This is a genomic window from Polynucleobacter necessarius (assembly GCF_900096765.1).
GTDB classification, from domain to species: Bacteria; Pseudomonadota; Gammaproteobacteria; order Burkholderiales; family Burkholderiaceae; genus Polynucleobacter; species Polynucleobacter necessarius_F.
In genome coordinates, this window is the sequence record NZ_LT615228.1 from 261,408 (window position 1) to 279,463 (window position 18,056).

General features: G+C 45.3%; 25 protein-coding genes and 1 pseudogene. 13 read left to right on the forward strand and 13 right to left on the reverse strand.

The window, feature by feature from the left end:
• The first annotated feature begins 14 nt into the window (after window positions 1–14).
• The 4 genes from fdh3B (at window position 15) to DXE33_RS01385 (ending at window position 2,322) form a co-directional block, all read left to right on the forward strand.
• Window positions 15–671 carry a formate dehydrogenase FDH3 subunit beta gene (gene fdh3B, locus DXE33_RS01370; RefSeq protein ID WP_114638318.1) on the forward strand — a complete coding sequence of 219 codons (657 nt, stop codon included), beginning with the start codon at window positions 15–17 and terminating at the stop codon, window positions 669–671.
• Complete coding sequence (locus tag DXE33_RS01375) at window positions 671–910, forward strand: hypothetical protein (RefSeq protein ID WP_114638319.1); 240 nt, start codon at window positions 671–673, stop codon at window positions 908–910. The genes fdh3B and DXE33_RS01375 overlap by 1 nt, the downstream gene beginning before the upstream one ends.
• A gap of 77 nt (window positions 911–987) precedes the next feature.
• Window positions 988–2,013: a formate dehydrogenase subunit gamma gene (locus tag DXE33_RS01380; RefSeq protein WP_114638320.1), complete on the forward strand. Its 1,026-nt coding sequence runs from the start codon at window positions 988–990 to the stop codon at window positions 2,011–2,013.
• Between the two features lie 27 nt (window positions 2,014–2,040).
• Window positions 2,041–2,322, forward strand: a complete 282-nt coding sequence (locus DXE33_RS01385; protein ID WP_231970288.1) for a hypothetical protein — start codon at window positions 2,041–2,043, stop codon at window positions 2,320–2,322.
• Here DXE33_RS01385 and DXE33_RS01390 read toward each other — a convergent pair whose 3' ends face one another.
• A complete protein-coding gene (locus DXE33_RS01390) occupies window positions 2,323–3,030 on the reverse strand; it encodes an ATP-binding cassette domain-containing protein (RefSeq protein ID WP_114638322.1) in 708 nt (235 codons plus the stop codon).
• Entirely contained in the window at window positions 3,023–3,718 is a 696-nt protein-coding gene (locus tag DXE33_RS01395) for an ABC transporter permease (RefSeq protein ID WP_114638323.1), read from the reverse strand. Before DXE33_RS01395 ends, DXE33_RS01390 begins: the two co-directional genes overlap by 8 nt.
• 67 nt (window positions 3,719–3,785) lie before the next feature.
• On the opposite strand from DXE33_RS01395, the gene DXE33_RS01400 reads away from it, so the two are divergent.
• Genes DXE33_RS01400 through cls form a run of 4 tightly spaced genes read left to right on the forward strand, consistent with a single transcriptional unit; the run spans window position 3,786 to window position 6,211 of the window.
• Window positions 3,786–3,986 carry a hypothetical protein gene (locus DXE33_RS01400; protein WP_114638324.1) on the forward strand — a complete coding sequence of 67 codons (201 nt, stop codon included), beginning with the start codon at window positions 3,786–3,788 and terminating at the stop codon, window positions 3,984–3,986.
• Window positions 3,986–4,180, forward strand: a complete 195-nt coding sequence (locus tag DXE33_RS09930; RefSeq protein ID WP_231970290.1) for an endonuclease/exonuclease/phosphatase family protein — start codon at window positions 3,986–3,988, stop codon at window positions 4,178–4,180. The genes DXE33_RS01400 and DXE33_RS09930 overlap by 1 nt, the downstream gene beginning before the upstream one ends.
• On the forward strand, window positions 4,153–4,737 hold the full coding sequence (locus DXE33_RS01405) for an endonuclease/exonuclease/phosphatase family protein (protein ID WP_231970293.1): 585 nt from the start codon (window positions 4,153–4,155) through the stop codon (window positions 4,735–4,737). Before DXE33_RS09930 ends, DXE33_RS01405 begins: the two co-directional genes overlap by 28 nt.
• A gap of 43 nt (window positions 4,738–4,780) precedes the next feature.
• Complete coding sequence (cls, locus tag DXE33_RS01410; protein ID WP_231970295.1) at window positions 4,781–6,211, forward strand: cardiolipin synthase; 1,431 nt, start codon at window positions 4,781–4,783, stop codon at window positions 6,209–6,211.
• Here cls and DXE33_RS01415 read toward each other — a convergent pair.
• On the reverse strand, window positions 6,208–7,392 hold the full coding sequence (locus DXE33_RS01415; protein ID WP_114638326.1) for a CaiB/BaiF CoA transferase family protein: 1,185 nt from the start codon (window positions 7,390–7,392) through the stop codon (window positions 6,208–6,210). The genes cls and DXE33_RS01415 overlap by 4 nt on opposite strands.
• A 14-nt stretch (window positions 7,393–7,406) precedes the next feature.
• Window positions 7,407–8,573, reverse strand: a pseudogene (locus tag DXE33_RS01420) (acyl-CoA dehydrogenase family protein).
• A gap of 256 nt (window positions 8,574–8,829) precedes the next feature.
• Here DXE33_RS01420 and DXE33_RS01425 point away from each other — a divergent pair.
• Both DXE33_RS01425 and DXE33_RS01430 read left to right on the forward strand, forming a co-directional pair.
• Complete coding sequence (locus DXE33_RS01425; protein ID WP_231970296.1) at window positions 8,830–9,279, forward strand: YqaA family protein; 450 nt, start codon at window positions 8,830–8,832, stop codon at window positions 9,277–9,279.
• A gap of 54 nt (window positions 9,280–9,333) precedes the next feature.
• Window positions 9,334–10,110 (forward strand): 3-hydroxybutyrate dehydrogenase, encoded by a 777-nt coding sequence (locus tag DXE33_RS01430; protein WP_114638328.1) that lies wholly within the window; start codon window positions 9,334–9,336, stop codon window positions 10,108–10,110.
• 69 nt (window positions 10,111–10,179) lie between these two features.
• On the opposite strand, the gene DXE33_RS01435 is transcribed toward DXE33_RS01430, so the two are convergent.
• Window positions 10,180–11,118, reverse strand: a complete 939-nt coding sequence (locus DXE33_RS01435) for a Bug family tripartite tricarboxylate transporter substrate binding protein (RefSeq protein ID WP_231970297.1) — start codon at window positions 11,116–11,118, stop codon at window positions 10,180–10,182.
• Window positions 11,119–11,315: 197 nt separating this feature from the next.
• Between DXE33_RS01435 and DXE33_RS01440 the strand changes: the two genes are divergently transcribed.
• A complete protein-coding gene (locus tag DXE33_RS01440) occupies window positions 11,316–11,909 on the forward strand; it encodes a urate hydroxylase PuuD (RefSeq protein WP_114638330.1) in 594 nt (197 codons plus the stop codon).
• Here the strand turns inward: DXE33_RS01440 and DXE33_RS01445 are convergent.
• The 3 genes from DXE33_RS01445 to DXE33_RS01455 form a co-directional block, all read right to left on the reverse strand.
• Window positions 11,906–13,138, reverse strand: coding sequence for an NAD(P)/FAD-dependent oxidoreductase (locus DXE33_RS01445; protein WP_197711963.1), 1,233 nt, complete (start codon window positions 13,136–13,138; stop codon window positions 11,906–11,908). The genes DXE33_RS01440 and DXE33_RS01445 overlap by 4 nt on opposite strands.
• A 60-nt stretch (window positions 13,139–13,198) precedes the next feature.
• Entirely contained in the window at window positions 13,199–13,363 is a 165-nt protein-coding gene (locus DXE33_RS01450) for a rubredoxin (RefSeq protein ID WP_114638331.1), read from the reverse strand.
• Window positions 13,364–13,428: 65 nt separating this feature from the next.
• Window positions 13,429–13,911: a rubrerythrin family protein gene (locus DXE33_RS01455; protein WP_114638332.1), complete on the reverse strand. Its 483-nt coding sequence runs from the start codon at window positions 13,909–13,911 to the stop codon at window positions 13,429–13,431.
• A gap of 157 nt (window positions 13,912–14,068) precedes the next feature.
• On the opposite strand from DXE33_RS01455, the gene DXE33_RS01460 reads away from it, so the two are divergent.
• Both DXE33_RS01460 and DXE33_RS01465 read left to right on the forward strand, forming a co-directional pair.
• Window positions 14,069–14,995: a hydrogen peroxide-inducible genes activator gene (locus tag DXE33_RS01460; protein WP_114638333.1), complete on the forward strand. Its 927-nt coding sequence runs from the start codon at window positions 14,069–14,071 to the stop codon at window positions 14,993–14,995.
• Between the two features lie 80 nt (window positions 14,996–15,075).
• Entirely contained in the window at window positions 15,076–16,176 is a 1,101-nt protein-coding gene (locus DXE33_RS01465) for an alkene reductase (protein WP_114638334.1), read from the forward strand.
• Window positions 16,177–16,238: 62 nt separating this feature from the next.
• Here the strand turns inward: DXE33_RS01465 and DXE33_RS09660 are convergent, their stop codons facing one another.
• The 5 genes from DXE33_RS09660 to DXE33_RS09940 form a co-directional block, all read right to left on the reverse strand.
• Complete coding sequence (locus DXE33_RS09660; protein ID WP_174222279.1) at window positions 16,239–16,415, reverse strand: hypothetical protein; 177 nt, start codon at window positions 16,413–16,415, stop codon at window positions 16,239–16,241.
• Window positions 16,416–16,427: 12 nt separating this feature from the next.
• Complete coding sequence (locus tag DXE33_RS01470; RefSeq protein ID WP_114638335.1) at window positions 16,428–16,970, reverse strand: cytochrome b; 543 nt, start codon at window positions 16,968–16,970, stop codon at window positions 16,428–16,430.
• Window positions 16,971–17,068: 98 nt separating this feature from the next.
• Complete coding sequence (locus DXE33_RS01475) at window positions 17,069–17,257, reverse strand: hypothetical protein (RefSeq protein WP_114638336.1); 189 nt, start codon at window positions 17,255–17,257, stop codon at window positions 17,069–17,071.
• Between the two features lie 23 nt (window positions 17,258–17,280).
• Window positions 17,281–17,790: a bestrophin-like domain gene (locus DXE33_RS10760; protein ID WP_456299488.1), complete on the reverse strand. Its 510-nt coding sequence runs from the start codon at window positions 17,788–17,790 to the stop codon at window positions 17,281–17,283.
• Window positions 17,711–18,004, reverse strand: coding sequence for a hypothetical protein (locus DXE33_RS09940; RefSeq protein WP_231970300.1), 294 nt, complete (start codon window positions 18,002–18,004; stop codon window positions 17,711–17,713). Before DXE33_RS09940 ends, DXE33_RS10760 begins: the two co-directional genes overlap by 80 nt.
• Window positions 18,005–18,056 lie beyond the last annotated feature (52 nt).

Below are 18,056 nucleotides of genomic sequence, written 5' to 3' on the forward strand. Positions count from 1 at the left end.
GTCAGGAGAACACAATGGCAAGAATGAAATTTATCTGCGACACAGAGCGCTGCATTGAGTGCAACGGCTGTGTTACAGCGTGTAAGAATGAGAATGAAGTTCCTTGGGGTGTCAATCGTCGTCGTGTTGTTACAGTAAACGATGGCATCATTGGCCAAAAGAAATCAGTTTCGGTTGCTTGTATGCACTGTACTGATGCACCTTGTATGGCGGTATGCCCTGTAGATTGCTTCTACCGTACCGACGAGGGCGTTGTATTGCATGACAAGGATATTTGTATTGGACGTGGCTATTGCTCTTTTGCTTGCCCATTTGGTGCCCCACAGTTCTTGAGCAAGGGCGCATTTGGTTCACGAAGCAAAATGGACAAATGCACATTCTGTAACGGCGGCCCAGAAGAGAATGGTAGTGTTGCAGAATTTGAGAAGTATGGTCGTAATCGTTTGGCAGAAGGCAAATTACCACTGTGTGCTGAGATGTGCTCAACCAAAGCGTTAATTGGCGGTGATAGCGATGTGATTACCAGCATCTTTAATATGCGTGTCACTACTCGCGAGAAGAATGGTAAGTATCCTGGCTCGCAGGCGTTTGGTTGGTTAACTGCTTACGGTGGCCCAGGAACCCCAGCGCCAACCCCAACACCTGCTGACAAAATCCCAGGAGCTAAATGATGAAATCAATTTTAAAGACTCTGGGTATCTGTTTCGCTGCCACCGCATTATTGGCCGCCTGTTCTGAGCCGCTCGAGATTGCCGCTAAGGTTGCTAAACGTCCCGATGTTGCTCCATATATGGGCGCAAATAATGGTTTTATGACTAAGGGGTGGACCCCAGGAAATCAAGCTAGTTGGACTGAAGCAATTAATAAGCGTACTCAGGGTCAAAACGAATACAGTCGAACTAATAAGTGATCATCAAAAAAACAATAAATAAAACGATAACGTTCAAGGACATTTTATGAAACGATCATTTTCTAAAGCGCTAAGTAATGTTGGTGGTTACAGCTAGCTTGTCGCTTACTCTTGCAAGTGGCATGAGCTTCGCAGAGCGTGCGCCGATGGCTCCTATGCCATCGCCTAGTGGGGTGGATATTCCGGCATCTTCTGTTCCGGCCAATCCCAATGCCTTAGCCAATGGCACCCAAGCTCAATCTCAACCAGCCAATCCGTCGATATTCACATCTGCTAATAGCGATCCATACAACTACGTCAGCATCCCAGACAAAGAGGCTAGCGTTCTAATTCAGCGCTCTGGTCAACAGTGGCGTGTGATACGAAACGGCATCATCACTGTGTATGGCGGCTGGCTGCTAGCGTTTGCATTCTTTGGTATTGTTGCCGTATACACCTTGAAAGGTTCAATTAAATTGCATGAGCCAATGTCTGGAGTCAAGATCAAGCGATTTGGTGCCTTCGATCGTATTACTCACTGGGTGATGGCATTTAGTTTTATTGGGCTAGCCTTTACCGGCCTCATGATTTTGTATGGCAAATATTTTGCAATGCCATTAATGGGTGGAATGGCTTATGGCTCATTCTTAATGGCTTGTAAAAACATCCATAATTTTACTGGTCCGCTGTTCACTCTCAGTATTGTGATTTTCTTCCTCCTGTTTGTTGGTAAAAATATTCCTGAGAAGGGTGACCTTCAGTGGTTGCTCAGCTTTGGCGGAATGTTTAGCGGTAAACATGTGCCAGCCGGATTCTTCAACATGGGTGAAAAGTTCTGGTTCTGGTTTGGTATGACATTCCTTGGTTTATTGATCTCTGCATCAGGCTTTGTACTCGATATGATTGTGCCGTTCATGAGCATTGAATATACCCGTGGCACCATGCAGATTGCCAACATCATTCACAGCAGCGCTGCGATTTTGATGACAACCATGGCAATGGGGCATATTTATATTGGAACTATCGGCATGCAGGGTTCTATCGATGGTATGAAGACCGGTTATGTAGATGCTACGTGGGCTAAAGAGCACCATGAGCTCTGGTATGACAAACTGAACAAATAAGGATAGAGCCATGAAAAAATCATCGCTTTGGCATTTTGCGTTTTAGGATCTGCTTCTGTTTATGCGACTCTGCCACCCTTAAGTCCTGAGGCACAAGCTGCCGCAGACTTAGCCAAAGCTAAAACAGCCTACGGTGATAAGGTTTCAGCTTATCAATTGTGTCAAGCGCAAAATCGCGTAGCTGATCGCTTTAGGGTTGCGGGAACACCTGCACCAGCGGCTTGTGTTGCACCACCACCATTTGTGCCGCCAGTAGCTGCTGCCGCAGCTCCAGCGCCAGCTCCAACTGTGGCGCCGGCTGCAAAGTAACTAATCGGCCAGCAATTCCTGTTGGAGATAGCGTTTAGCAGCTGAAGTTTGTGGATTTGAAAAGAAGGGGCCTGCAGGTCCCTTTTCTTTTATCTCACCTTGATCAATAAAGATAATGTATTGAGCGAGTCTTTGAACTTGCCCTAGCTGATGTGAGGAAAAAATAAGTTCTGATCCATGGTCGGTAAATCCTCGCATGATTTGTTCAACTTGCTCAGTAGCATGAGGATCTAAATTGGCCATCGGTTCATCCAGTAAAACTAAATTAGGCTTTAGTAAGAGGGCTCTAGCCAAGCATAGTTTTTGTCGCTCCCCAGCAGAGAGTTTATGCGCTGGACTATTGGCTAGATGGTCTAGTCCAACGGTTGAAAGCACGCGATCGACCTCTTGGTTGGTAATGGAGGGGTCAACATCCTTGATAAGGTCAATATTAGCCCTTACTGAAGCTTTGATCATTGGTGTGTGATGCAAAACTAACACTGTTTTATTTGCAAACGAATAATGAATGCTTCCAGTATCGGGCTCAATGAGACCATCTATCACTTTGAGAAGAGTTGTTTTGCCAGCACCATTGGGGCCAATCAGAGCGATTCGGCGATCAGCGGGAATAATGGCATGCGGTATGTTGAGAATGGTTCGTCCATTGCTTATGATTCTGATATTTTTAAGCTCAATCGACTTACTAAATTGTTCCGGTAAGTTAACCATAGCGTCGCTCCGCAACTTGGCGAACGCCAATCGTAAATAAATTCGCAATTAGCACGATTCCTAGCAAGACAATTCCAAGTGCGAGAGCTAGCGGAAGATCGCCCTTGCTGGTTTCTAATGCAATTGCTGTGGTCATGGTTCTGGTCGAGTGATCGATATTGCCACCCACAATCATTACCGCTCCAACTTCTGAGATGGCGCGGGCAAAGCCCGCCAGGATTGCAATGATGAGTGAAAAGCGGCAGTCCCAAATCAGCCATTTATAGCGAGCAAACGATGGTAGACGCAGACTCAAAAAAGAGTCACGATGGATCTTCCATGCGTCTTCAAGAATTTGACGGCTTAGCGCAGCAATTAAGGGGGTTGTCAGCAGTGTTTGAGCTATGATCATGCCCTTAACCGTAAAAAGCCATCCCCAGGCTCCGAGAGGTCCTGAGCGAGACAGAAGTAGATATACGATTACCCCAACAATCACTGTCGGCACCCCCATCAGGGTGTTGAGGATCACAATGATGGCCTTCTTGCCCTTAAAAGTCTCTGTTGCTAATAAGGCACCTATTGGCAACCCCAATAGCACCCCCAAACCCAGAGCTGTCAGGCTAACCTTAAGCGAGACCAAAACAATGCCGATAACACCCCCATTTAGGTGTAAAAGTAGGTTGATGGCATCTTGAATGGCTATGAACATGCGCTTGATTCTATCAAGGGAGTGGCAAAATGTACTTAATGCGAGTGATTTACTTATTTACTGACCTATGGCTGAGGTAGTCTGTTTGTGCAACGAGGTTTTTGATGTTGACCTACGTGAGTACCTAGATACCCATCTCATCAACTCCATTGATGAGTTGCGGGAGCAGGCCTCTATCTGCAATAAGTGTATGCAGTGTCAAGATCTCGTTGAGAGCGAAATTTATTTGGCAAGAGTTCGACGCCAGCGTGCTGCGGGGCAGATTTAATGAGCTCTAGCAGAGGCACACGCTTTACTGTAATGAGCATGAATGTCCATAAGGGTTTATCTCCTTTGCATCGACACGTCACCATTCATCAGTTGCGCCAGAGAATGCGCAGCCATCATCCTGACCTGCTTTTTTGCAAGAGTTACAGCAAGAGCATCGAGGTAGAGTGCGCCGCTTTAGTCAATGGCCGCTAACAGAATTAACTCATTACTTATCTGAAGATTTTTGGCGCGATTGGCATTATGGAAAAAATGCAGAATATCCCGATGGACATCACGGTAACGCCATTCTTTCAAAACACCCCTTAAGTAAGGGGAATAATTACGATATTTCTGCCTACCGTTTTGAAAAGCGTGGTTTATTGCACAGTATGATTCAGTTGGGTGATGCGAGCCGATTAATTCATTGTTTTTGTGTTCATCTAGCTCTGTTTGAGCGAGGTAGAGAGCGTCAGTTAATTGAAATTATTCGCCATATTGAAGAACTAGCTGGAGCTGCTCCAACCATAGTTGCGGGCGACTTTAATGATTGGCGAAATCGAGTTGGCGAACCGATGCGTGAAGCAGGTTTTAATGAAGTTTTCGAGATGTTGACTGGGTCACCCGCGAAAACTTTTCCAAGTATTAAGCCAATGCTGGCTATGGATCGCATTTATGTTCGTGGACTCAAAATTCATTCTGCAGAAATTTTGTATGAATGGCTAAAACTATCTGATCATCTCGGTATAACCGCACAATTGGAACTCGAATGAATGACTTGCTCAGTTTTTTCTGAAATCTAGCTTAGATATCAATTTGAATTGGCTAATACCAATTCATTTTTTGCTAGTCACTATTTTTATCGCAGTCATCATTTCAGTCAGAAGGCCAGTGGGGGTGGCATTTGCCTGGATATTTATTGTGATGACCTTCCCCTTGCTAGGAATAAGTCTATATATTTTGATTGGTGAACGCCCAGTAGGTCGTGGCTTGACTCGCAAGATCAAGCGGATGGATCGCGAATACGCAAAAATTACTGAAGCCTTGCGCCAGCAATATGCACCGGAGAGGCTCAAGCTACCCTCGGAAGCTAGAGCGCTAAGTCTTCTCGCAGAGTCTAAAAACGGCACTCCAGTTGTATCTGGAAACAAGATCAAGCTATATACGAACTCTTTGGAAATCCTGCAACTATTTATCGATGAAATTAATCAGGCTAAGGAAAGCCTTCATATGGAGTTTTATATTTGGGCTCTTGGTGGAGATGCTGATCGCGTTGGAGAAGCGGTGATTGCTGCTTCAAAGCGCGGCGTTAAGTGCCGTGTATTGTTGGACTCCTTGGGCAGTAAGAGCTGGTTTAAATCCCATTGGCCTGCACGTTTTCGCAGGGCTGGTATTGAGGTAACCGAGGCATTGCCTATTCAGGTAGGACGATTCCAGTTTAGACGTGCAGACTTACGTCTTCATCGCAAAATCTTCGTGGTTGATGGGTCCGTTGTTTGGACGGGCAGTATGAATCTGGTTGACCCAAGAACTTTTAAACAAGACTCAGGGGTGGGTGAGTGGGTTGATGCAATGGTACGTGTTGAAGGGCCAGTAGCGGCCCAATTTGAGCTTACCTTTTCATTTGATTGGAGTGTTGATAATCCAAAAATTACTCACTTCAATGATCGCAGACCACCCATTGCGCCATATGAGGGTGCTGCTATTGCCCAGGAGCTTGCTTCAGGCCCAGTGTATCGGGATGACATTTTGTATCAGGTCATCCTGTCAGCAATTATTGACGCACGTGAGGAGTTGACAATTACAACCCCTTACTTTGGGCCTGATGATGGTCTGTTGCAGGCTTTGATGGCTTCTGCAAGACGTGGTGTTAAGGTGACGCTGATTGTTCCTAAGCTCAACGATTCAACTCTGGTAGCCTGGAGCAGTAAAAGCTATTACCAAGACCTGATGAACTCTGGCGTGAGGATTGCCGAGTTTCATGGCGGCTTATTGCATACCAAGAGCTTATTGATTGATCGCCGAATTGCAATTTTTGGCTCAGTCAATTTTGATCAACGTAGCTTACGTTTAAATTTCGAAATCAGCCTAATTGTCTACAACGATGAGTTTTGCTCAAGATTACAGATCTTGATTCAGTCTTATTTGGATCAGTCGGAGTATGTTGATCCACTCGCTTGGGCTAAGCGGCCCGCATGGCAACGTTATTTAGAGAACGCAGCTCACCTCACTTCACCGCTTCTTTAGATCGTGCTGTCAGCCCGCATTTGAGCGATCTGCTCTGGTGAGATTCCAAGCTCGCGTAAGATTGCCTCAGTATGTTGACCTACGGCAGGGATGGCATCCATGCGGTAATCAAAACTATCGTTTTGGCCTGGAGGCAAAAGAGCCGGGACGCTTCCTGCGGGAGTATCCACTTGTATCCAACGCTTGCGGGCTTTGAGTTGGGCATGCTCCCACAAGCCCTTCATATCATTTAATCGTGCATTTGCTATTTGGGCATTCTCTAGTCGTGCAATTAATTGATCGATTGTCAGCGTCTTAAAGCATTGATCAATGATTGCCAAGAGTTCAGTGCGATTTTCATTGCGCTTGAAGTTCTTATCAAATCGCTCATCTTGAGATAGGGTAGTATTTTCGAGAACCACATCACAAAACTGCACCCATTCACACTCATTTTGTAAGCCCAGCATGACGGTACCTCCGTCGCCCGCTTTAAATGGGCCGTAGGGGTAGATGGTTGCGTGTGACGCACCGTTGCGAGGAGGAGGCTCTGCACCATCATAGGCGTAATACATTGGAAAGCTCATCCACTCACTGAGGGATTCAAGCATCGATACATCGATGACAGAGCCTTTACCAGTTTTTCCTCTTTGCAAGAGTGCGGCCAAGATATTGGTATAGGCATACATGCCTGCTGCAATATCAGCAATTGAATTGCCTGCTTTGCTGGGTGTTTCTTTTGTTCCGGTGACAGATAAAAATCCTGCCTCACTTTGAATTAATAAATCATAGGCCTTTTTGTCTCGGTAGGGACCGTCATTTCCGTACCCTGAGATGTCGCACAAAATGAGGCCCGGATTTTCTGGTTGAAGTAGCTCCGCAGTCAATCCCATGCGCGCTGCAGCTCCAGGAGCGAGATTTTGAACAAGTACATCTGCAGTTTTAAGTAATGTTTTAAGGGCTTCCAACGCTGCTGGTTGTTTTAAGTCGAGAGTCAAACTCTCCTTGGAGCGATTGACCCAAACAAAGTGAGACGATAGACCTTTTACTTGTTTGTCATAGGCTCTAGCGAAGTCACCGCTTCCTGGGCGCTCAACCTTGATGACTCGCGCGCCAAGATCGGCTAATTGGCGAGTGCAAAAAGGAGCTGCAATAGCATGCTCAAGTGATACTACAGTAATGCCATCAAGTGGACGGATGCTCATATATTGATCTCAACCTAAAAGGATCTTGGCAGACCAAGAATATGCTCGGCTACATAGGAGTAGATAAGATTGGTTGAAATGGGCGCTACTTGATATAGGCGCGTCTCCCTGAACTTACGCTCAACATCGTACTCGTTAGCAACCAAATCCCCCGTGTGTTTGAAGACAAACGTTAGCTGCCTCCCAAGAAGCTTTAGCGGCTAAGTACTTGGCTATATTTGCTTCAGGGCCGCAGGGTTGATGGTGATCAAATAATTCACAGGCTTTAAAGCGCATCAAATTAGCGGCTTCAGTTTCGATATAACTATCGGCAATTGGAAATTGAATACCTTGGTTTTTTCCGATCGGGCGATCAAATACAACGCGATCGTTGGCATAGCGTCTGGCACGATCAATGAACCAGTAGGCATTGCCAATACATTCGGCGGCAATCAAGACGCGTTCAGCATTTAAACCATCGAGAATATATTTAAACCCTTGACCTTCGGTGTCTATCAGATTTTCTGCTGGAATTTCTAAGTTATCAAAAAAGACTTCATTCGTTTCATGATTCACCATATTGGCAATTGGACGAACTTCCATGCCCTTGCCAATCGCATCAGCAAGATTGACGATGAATATCGACATGCCTTCAGATTTGCGCTGCACTTCAGTGATTGGAGTTGTGCGTGCTAACAAAATCATTAGATCCGAATGCTGGATGCGCGAGATCCAAACCTTTTGACCGTTAACGATGCCTTATCTCCCTTTTTAACAGCGGTAGTCTTGAGTTTGGTGGTATCTGTACCTGTTGTAGGTTCGGTAACCGCCATACTTTGAAGGCGTAACTCACCAGTAGCAATCTTGGGAAGGTACATTTTTTTCTGGGCTTCAGAACCATGACGTAGAAGGGTGCTCATGTTGTACATCTGGCCATGGCATGACCCTGAGTTTCCGCCGGAAAAATTAATTTCCTCCATGATGACCGAAGCCTCGGCCAATCCTAGTCCTGAGCCACCATATTCCTCTGGAATTAATGCGGCTAACCAGCCCGCTTCCGTCATGGCTTTCACAAAGGCTTCTGGATAGTCACGTTCATGATCAATTTTTTGCCAATAGGTTGAGTCATAATTACTGCAAAGATCGCGCAAAGCCTCCCGCATATCTTGGAATTGATCGGGCTTGGGGATAGGGTGATTCATGGGTGTCTCTATAGTTGAAATATGTGGCTACTTGCTGCCTAGACCCATTAGTTTAAGCAAGAAATGAAATTCTTGGGGATTATCAAAAACAGGGCAAAATAGATCTAATTCGATGAAAAATCTGATCAAAACCACTCAATACGGGCTGAACAACTTGCAGCAAAAATATGGTCAACCACTGGTAAATGGAGCGGGTGCTTAGTGGAGCACACATTGGTACATTTTTTTGATTGGTTTGGCTTGCCTTCGGGTAGGATTGCCGGCGGTATTTATCAGCGCCTTTGTTTCGGCAACCTTGCTACCGATTGGTTCTGAACCAATTCTATTTGGATATATTTCTTTAAACCCTCATCTCTATTGGGTCGCCATTGTGGTGGCAACTGTTGGTAATACATTGGGCGGAATGCTTGATTGGTGGCTTGGGCTGATTGCTCGTAATAGCATGAAGTCTGTAGGAGAGCCAAAAGATGCTCGCCTTAAGAATTGGCTAGAAAAATGGGGTCCTAAAATTCTGCTACTTTCTTGGTTGCCTGGATTTGGCGATCCTTTGTGTTTAGCCGCGGGTTGGCTGAAGCTGGATTGGCGTCATTGTCTTATTTATATGTTTATAGGCAAGCTCTTTCGCTACCTCACGCTCACCTGGTTATTGACGTTAGTCCCGGATAGTTTCTGGCACCAATTGGGTCACTGGCTTCATTTAATCTAAACCCTGGCGTTGTATTCTATGTCTTTCCCTTATTAACTTTTCGAGAAAATGGATATGTCTTCTTTACAATGTAAAACTGCACTCGTTACGGGCTCTACTAGCGGTATTGGATTGGGTATGGCAATTGCATTAGCAAAGCAGGGCGCCAATATTATGGTTAATGGTTTTGGTGAGAAGGATGAGGCGCTTGCAAAAATTAAAGCTTGCGGTGTTGAGGTGGATTACCACGGCGCCGATATGAGCAAACCTGCTGAGATTGAAGACCTTATTAAGCAGACTGAGAAACGTTTTGGCGCGCTCGATATTTTGGTGAACAATGCTGGCATTCAATACACGGCCAATATTGAGGATTTCCCAACGGATAAGTGGGATGCGATTATTGCAATCAATTTAAGCTCTGCATTTCATACAACGCACCACGCTTTGCCTGGAATGAAGAAACGCAATTGGGGTCGCATTATTAATATTGCTTCAGTGCATGGATTGGTTGCATCCACGCAAAAAGCAGCTTATGTTGCCGCAAAGCATGGCATCGTTGGCCTCACTAAAGTGACCGCCCTTGAAAATGCTCTTACTGGCATTACTTGTAACGCTATCTGCCCAGGCTGGGTGTTAACTCCCTTGGTGCAAAAACAAGTTGATGCGCGAGCTGAGCGTGAAGGCATTTCAAACGAGGCTGCAAAGACTGCATTGGTCTCTGAGAAGCAGCCATCTGGAGAGTTCGTTTCTCCAGAGCAACTAGCTGCTTTGGCAGTGTTCCTCTGTAGTCCTGATGCCTCTGAGGTTCGCGGAGTTGCCTGGAATATGGATGGCGGCTGGACTGCTCAGTAAATTAAAAAGCCGCTATTAAAGCGGCACCTGCTTTACAAAATAACCGCTGATGATTCCGCTGATGATTCATTACTCAGCGGTTATTTTTCTGTCAGCAATAATCTTTCCCCATAAAGCAGATTGACTAGCAATATATTTTTGTAAATCTTCTCTGGTACCAGGATTGGGTGTTAAACCATGTTCGGCCAATTGAGCATTAGTAGCTTTATCTTTCAGTACCGCAACAAGTGCTTTATCCCATTTTTCCAAAATGATGTCTGGTGTTTTACCTGGTGCAACAAAAGCGTACCAGTTGCTGGCGTCAAATCCAGGGTAGCCTGACTCTGCAATAGTGGGAACGTTTGGCAGTGTCGGGGCACGCTTTAAGCCGGTTGTGGCAATCGGAATGAGCTTGCCATTTTTAATGTAGGGGTCTGCAGTTGCAAGAGCGGAGTAGTAAGAGGAGACGCGTCCGCCCAATAGGTCTACCATTGCCGGACTACCGCCTTTATAGGGAATATGAACCGTATCAATATCTGCACGGACGTTCACCAATTCACCTTGCAGGTGTGAGGCTGAACCACTGCCAGTGGATGCAAAAGCAATCTTCCCAGGATTCTTTTTAGCCAGTGCTACATACTCCTTGAAATTCTTGACGCCTAAATCGGGAATCACTACTAAAACATTGGGGAAGGTAACACCCATCGTGAGAGGTGCTAAATCTTTTTGAGGGTCATATGGCAATTTCATCAGATGAGGTGCAATTGACAGTGGACCAACAGAGCCAAACAGAATGACCGATCCATCAGCGGGCGCGTTAGCGGTGTAGGCGTGAGCAATATTGCCGCCAGCGCCAGGCTTGTTATCCACAATGACATTTTGTCCAAGGTCCTCACTGAGTTTTTTGGCAATCACCCGTGCAGCACTATCGGCAGATCCACCTGCCGCAAATCCAACAACGATGGTGATTGTTTTCTTGGGTGGAAATTCTTGGGCTCTAACACCAGAAAAATGGGTTGAAAGTGCCATCGAGAGGCAGGTCAGTACTTTAAGAAAAAAGGGCATTCGCATATGGTGTCTCGTAGTGCTTATATTCTTGTGATTTTGCGCCCCAAAGGGCCCTAAGTCACTATTTTAAGTAAGAATTCTGAATTTTTCCTGATCAGTACAAAATTAGCAGAATCGTTTATAGTTACACCGCATTCATCAATAAAGGAGATCCTTTCATGGCATCAATTTTGACCTCATTGGGACGCACCGTATTAGCAGGTTTTGTGCTCCTCGTTTTAATTATTTTGGCTTTAGGCGGTAACTTCGGATCTACTGAGTTGCCTTTCGTATTCCGCTGGTTGCACGTGATGTTTGGTGTGATGTGGATTGGATTGCTCTGGTACTTCAACTTTGTGCAAATTCCTTCTATGCCAAAAATTCCTGATGAGCAAAAGCCAGCAATTGGTAAAGTGATTGCTCCTGCTGCATTATTTTGGTTCCGTTACGCAGCTTTGTTTACCGTATTAACTGGTTTGATCGTTGCTACATTAAACGGTTATGCACATCAAGCGTTTACATTACAGGCTCCATTCCGCGCAATTGGTTTGGGTATGTGGATTGCATTGGTTATGGCATTTAATGTATGGTTTATCATCTGGCCTAATCAGAAACGTGCTCTTGGTATCGTTACTGTAGAGGCTGATGTAAAAGCAAAGTCTGCTCGCGTTGCGATGTTGACATCGCGCTTGAACACATTGTTATCCATCCCAATGTTGTTCTTGATGGTTGCTCAGTCACACAACACTACTTGGTTCGTGATCGTTTCTTAATCACCCATCAGTGCTGCAAAACTAAAGACCCGCACTGCGGGTCTTTTTATTTTGAGCTCGAATAGATTATGGGAGTATCGGAGGAAGTTCTTTAGTAAGGGCGCCACGCTGGGCTGTAGCGCTTCCCATGAGGACAAAGCCAATAGCTTGCCATCATCCGATTTAAAGCGAGCCTCAAGGCCATCATGGGAAGAATTGGTTTTCCATTGGCCAAGCGCACCTTTTGCCGGAGGTGAAACTACAGTTGCCAGGGCAGGGGTTTTCACCATCACTGGCATGGCTGGATAAGCAAGTGCAGTTGGAGTGCCAGTTAGCGTGACCGCAAGTGCTCTAGCGGCTTGCATAATCGGCATGACGTATGGCAACACTAATCCTTCTACTTCAGCGCAATCACCTAAGGCATAGATATCTTTTGCACTTGTTTGTAGTTCGCGATTGACCTGGACACCAAGGTTGGTAGCAAGCCCAGCCTTTTTCGCAAGATCTAATCTCGGCCTCAGTCCTACTGCCGACAAAATAACATCGCAAGCGAGGGTGCTGCCATTAGCTAGTGTGAGTTGAAGTTGGTCAGCGTTACGATCAACCGATTGAACGGTGGTAAAGAAATGCCATTTGACGCCAGCTGCGCTTAATTTATTTTGCAGATCAGTTGCTGCCGCCTCTGGAATCAGGCGTCCGAGCGCTTGAGGTGCGAGATCGATGACATCCACCTCATATCCCCCTAGAACAAGATCATTGGCAAACTCACAGCCAATCAGCCCTGCACCTAGAATTGCCACTCTTTTTTTATCAGCAATGGCATTGCGAAAGTTGGCATAGTCCTCAAGATCATTGACCGTCAATACTTCATTCGCGGCATTTCCTTGGAGCGGCAAGCGAATTTGATCTGCGCCAAGACCTAAGACGAGTTTGCCAAAAGGAATTGCACCTTTGCTGGTCTGAATGGTTTTTGAGGCTATATCAATTGAATCAACCTCGGCTTGAGCGACGATAGTTAACTCTAATTGCATAGCCATTTCATCTGCCGAAGTTGATACTAGCTGAGTAGCATCTTTCTTTCCCTCTAGAGCAGTCGAGAGCATAGGCTTAGAGTAAAAATAGCCAGGCTCTTTTGTCACCAGAGTAGTCGGAATGGATTTATCTAATTTTCGGATTTCACGAATGACGGTATAACCTGCTAATCCGCTACCGATTACTACGATAGCGGATGAAGATGTATTTTGGTCCAAGACTAGCTCCTTTAGGTGCAATCAGTGCGGTTCGAAATTACGCGGTGAGTAAAAGAAAGCTTAGATCTGAACCATTTCGAAATCAGACTTTGCTACGCCACAGTCTGGGCACTCCCAATCTTCTGGGATATCTGCCCATGCAGTGCCTGGAGCGATTCCATCTTCTGGTAAGCCCTTTGCTTCATCGTAGATAAAGCCACATACGATACATTGCCATTGTTTCATGTTAATTCCTTTAGTAATTGACAGAAGTTTAAATTCAGTTCCGTTTTATTTCTTGCTTGCGATTGTTAAGCAGCAAATACCTTTGCCTTCTCTAGCGCCTCTTTGTAGTGATTTGCATGGCGCTCTTCCACATTAGCCAAGGCTCCGAAGCGCTTAGCAGCTTTAGCTAATACCGCCTGAAACTGCTCTGCATGCTCTTTCGATTCTGCAATTTGCTCATCAATCTCTTTGATTGCTGCCTCATTACCCTCCTCAACAGCAGTTTTACGAAATGATGGATACATTTCAGTGTATTCATAAGTCTCGCCTTCAATAGCGATTTCCAAGGCGCGAGCTGGAGTAATGGTGCTGGCGGGGTAGAGCAAATCCAAGTGACCAAAGGCGTGCATCACTTCTTGATCTGCAGTGGCTTCAAAAATTCTTGCGGTCTCTTCGTCGCCAGCTGCCCTGGCTAATTTTGCAAAATAGCGATATTTGATGTGTGCCATGGATTCACCTGCAAATGCGGATTCCAAGTTTTGGATGGTTTTAATTTCTGGGCGTGCCATTTTTCGATTCCTTTACTCAAATGTTTAAATTTGTTGGGCTTGTAAAACATCATCGTATTACTTGCTCAACCATGGAATGAATTCTGAACCCCATAGTTTAATCAGTCCAATAAATAATTATGCTAATATTAATCTAATTATTCGATAAGGAGGCAATATGGCCTATTTACCGTCTCTCAGACAGCTAAGCTATCTGGTTGCTCTGGCAAAAGAGCTCAATTTCACCCGTGCGGCTCAGGCTTGTTTCGTAGGGCAATCGACTTTAAGTGCTGGCTTAAAAGAATTAGAGGATGGCTTAGGTATTCAGTTGGTTGAACGTGATCGTCAAAATGTGTCGATTACACCTGCTGGCCTAGAAGTGCTGGAGCGCGCTAAGGCGATTCTGACGGCATCTGAGGATTTGGTTGAGTATGCTGGCGCTACGGGCAAGCCAATGACCGCCAATATCCGTTTGGGCGTGATTCCAACGATTGCACCTTTTCTGTTACCCACTGTTCTGCCAGAGGTGCGAAAGCAATTTCCTGATCTTAAAATTACTCTTAGGGAAGACCTAACAGCAAATCTGCTTGCGAGGATTGCTGATCACAAATTAGATTTCGCTCTTATAGCATTGCCTTACGATGTCAGTGGACTGCGCGTTGAAGAATTATTTGATGATAATTTTTGGATAGTAGCCCGCGAAGGTGACCCCGCATTAAAAGGTAAGGAGGTGATGCTTCCAGCAAAGATGGCTGAACGATTGCTATTGCTGGAGGAGGGGCACTGCTTGCGCGAGCATAGCTTGCAAGCCTGCAAGAAGGCGGACATTCAGAAGAATGAGGCAATGGAGGCAACCAGCTTACTTACTTTATTGCAAATGGTGGAGTCTGGTTTTGGAATTGCGTTAATCCCTGAAATGGCGGTAAAGAGCAGTCTTCTAAACAATACAGAATTAGTGGCTAAGGCGATGGCGGCACCAGCCCCCAAAAGAGTGATTGCGCTGGTTGCAAGATCCTCAACTGCGCACGTCACTGAGTTTGCTGCTTTATCACAATGCATTCGCGAACGCTTTGGGGAGGGTCTTCAAAAAGTTCGCACTCAATAAAGGAAGGTGTAGGAATAAAAACAAAAAATAGAATTCATTTGTATGATTGCTTTATTCACCATTTATTAAAAAGGTAATCCATGTCAGGCAAAGAAATTATGTTCACCCCAGTGAAGCTGGGTGCAATAGCTTTAAAAAATCGTTTGGTTATGGCGCCATTAACTCGTATGCGTGCTGTTGCGGGAGACGTTCCAAACCCTTTGGCAAAAATTTATTATGCCCAGCGTGCTAGCGCTGGTCTTATTATTTCAGAGGCTACGCAAATTTCACCCCTCGGTATGGGGTATCCAGCAACTCCTGGTATCTATTCGCCAGAACAAACTGCTGCTTGGAAAGAAATTGTGGATGCGGTTCATGCCAAGGGTGGATCGATGGTTGCGCAGTTATGGCATGTAGGAAGAATTTCTCACTCATCCCTGCATTCAGAACAAGGTCTTCCTGAGGCGCCTTCAGCAATTGCTGCTTCTGGTCAAACGTATGGCGCCGATTGGAAATTACATGACTACGAGACGCCTAAGGCAATGACCCTGGATGATATTGCGCGACTCTTAAAAGAGTATGAGATCGCTGCCCAAAATGCAAAAGCAGCTGGTTTTGATGGTATTGAGATTCATTCGGCAAATGGCTATCTACTTGATCAGTTTTTGCAAGATAAAACCAATCAACGTACCGATCAGTATGGCGGCTCTATTGGAAATCGTTTACGTCTCTTGGGAGAAGTGATCGACTCTGTTAGCAAAGTCTTTTCAAGTGATCGGGTAGGGTTAAGGCTTTCACCTTACGGAACGTTTAACGATATGGCTGATAGCGATCCGGTTGCATTATTTAGCGCAGCTATCCAAAAACTCAATGCCTACAACTTAGCCTATGTTCATATGATTGAACCTCGCGCTACCAGCGCAGGCGGCAATGAGCATATTGACGATCAAGCTCCAGTTACTTCAGAGATCTTTCGCAAAGCCTACCAAGGTAAATTCATTACTGCAGGCGGATACGATCAGGCGATGGGGGAGAAGGTCTTGGAGGATGGCTTGGCCGATGCGGTAGCTTATGGCCGTTTGTATATTTCTAATCCGGATTTAGCGGAACGTTTTCAAAAAAACGCACCCCTCAATCCCTACAACCGTGCAACCTTTTACGGCGGTCAAGAGGCGGGTTATACGGACTATCCAACCTTTTGAGCTTTTAAACTAGCTAGTCGCTATATGCTGGTCACTAAGCCTCATTACCTTCGTAGTGAGGCTTATTTTTTATCTTCAGAGTCGTTTAATAAGTCGTAGTGATTGGCAATCAATAGAACAGCAATCGATGCGCAACCCAGTGCAAAAAATTGCCATTGATGTAAAACGGCTGTACCTACTACCGTCATGAGAGCCGTCCAGCTAACTACTAGTTTGGCTTTTTTAGAAAGCGGTTTCATCTTAATAAATCCTTAAGCAGGCGCCTTAACTTTATTTAACATTCGACGCAGTGTATTGTCCTTCAGGATGTAATGTTGCCACAAGCCAGCTAAAGCATGAATGCCAATCAGGAAATACAGCGAATTTCCTAAAAATTCATGAATTCCTTCAACTATTTTTTTCATCTCAGGATTCGGGGTCAGAAGCTGAGGCCATACCAATCCAAAGAAATGAATTTCTTTACCGCCATACTGAAAATACAGCATGCCAAAGATAGGTGCGATTAAGAGGATGGCGTATATTAGCCAATGCATCGCGTGAGCCAAATAGGCAAATACTGGTTTAGGATTTGTTGGCTTAGGAACGCCATAAATGTAACGAACCATCAGGCGAAGCGCCATGGCTAAAAAAATCAACTGGCCAATGACCCCATGAACTGTTTTACAAAGTTCACGTGGCTCATTTCCTTTGGGGAATTGCCCTTTTAGCTCAATCGCAATAAATGCAGCAATTATTAGCAGGAAGGCGAACCAGTGCAGAAAGATGGAGATTGGGTGGTAGTGGGCTTTACTCATATTGAACCTGGTCAAAGAAAGGATTTGACACAAATGATAATGAATCTCATTAACATTTACAAGTTCAGGGTTAATTTCCCTTATTTGAGGAATCGCAACTAATTGAGCCTTACTTTGGCGCTTAACTCGCTGGCCAAACCCCGTTTATCAATCTGGGAAAGCCTTAAAGCCTCAAGCTCAAAATCGAGCTGGCCAGGATGAAAGTCATCGTCGTTTTGTAAGTGGACGACATAAGTCCATACCAGCTCGCGACCACGGTTTTTAAAAACATCCACTACACGTTTCATATTTACCGCCTAGTTGATGAAGCTTATTTGCTAGTAGCAGGTTGGGTACCTATTTGGGGATTTAAGGCTTGCTTGAGAGTAATAAGGTTCTTGGGTTCAATGCGAATGATGCCGCCTCTAGGGCTGTCGATATCGGCGATCAGGAAAAAGGATACAGCAACCACAAATGGAAAAATCATGAACAGGCCAATATTTTTCCGGAAATTACGAGCCCCAAATCCAACCAGTATGTTTGCGCATACTGCAATAGCGGCCATTAATGCCCAAGCTGGATAGGGGATGCGATTCCACCAAGCAGCTTGCACGTAGCCCTGGGAGTTCAAAACGTCGTTCATACCTGAAACTACCAGTGCAGTTGTAGCTGTACTTTGAGCGCGGGCAATCGGGAGGATTTCTTTCCATAAAGCTGCTTGCAGCTCATCAGTTTGATGTCGTATATCTTGGATTTTTTCTTTACTTTGTCGTGAGTAAAACAGAATGCGTTGGTCTAGATACTGGCTTAAAAGATCTTTTGTTCTGGCTGGGCAGTAAATCTGCCCTCAGATATTCAGTTCCAATGGCGTTGGCTTCAGCCTCTTCAAGAGTTTCTCGATTGTCATGGCGGTCAATTGCCATTGAGAAGGTAAAGCCAATAATGAGTGCCAATAATGTCAGTGTGGCGGTCTGAATAACCCCTAAGTCTTCAGAAGTCTCGGTATCTTTGGTGCGATAGCGACTGAGTACTGCATTGCCAAACCAAACAGACAATGCGAATACAAGGAATGAAATTCCAAAGACGATAACGGGGTGGTTAAGTAAG